Source organism: Curtobacterium sp. PsM8, from assembly GCF_030433875.1.
Taxonomy (GTDB): domain Bacteria; phylum Actinomycetota; class Actinomycetes; order Actinomycetales; family Microbacteriaceae; genus Curtobacterium.
In genome coordinates, this window is sequence record NZ_JARUXD010000207.1 from 1 (window position 1) to 224 (window position 224).

1 protein-coding gene is annotated in these 224 nt (G+C 54.9%); it reads right to left on the minus strand.

What is annotated here, in order from left to right; translation table 11 throughout:
- Positions 1-160 (minus strand): type II secretion system protein (locus QCD68_RS17525; RefSeq protein ID WP_367316850.1); only part of this gene is annotated, 160 nt, incomplete at its 3' end.
- Between the last annotated feature and the right edge of the window lie 64 nt (positions 161-224).

Genomic DNA, 224 nt, shown 5'->3' on the forward strand with positions numbered 1-224 from the left:
GCCGCATGTTGCTAGAGCATTGCATCCTACGGGCGGCCTCCCTCGCCCGTTGCACCGCCGGCAACAGCAATCCCGCCAGCACCCCAATGATCGCAATGACGACCAGCAGCTCCACCAAGGTAAATCCACGACTTCGTCCAACAGCGTTCCGTAAACTCATTCTTTTCACTTTCGGGGTAAGTGCTATTGAGACGTGGTGTCAATAAGAATGTTTTAGGCAGGCG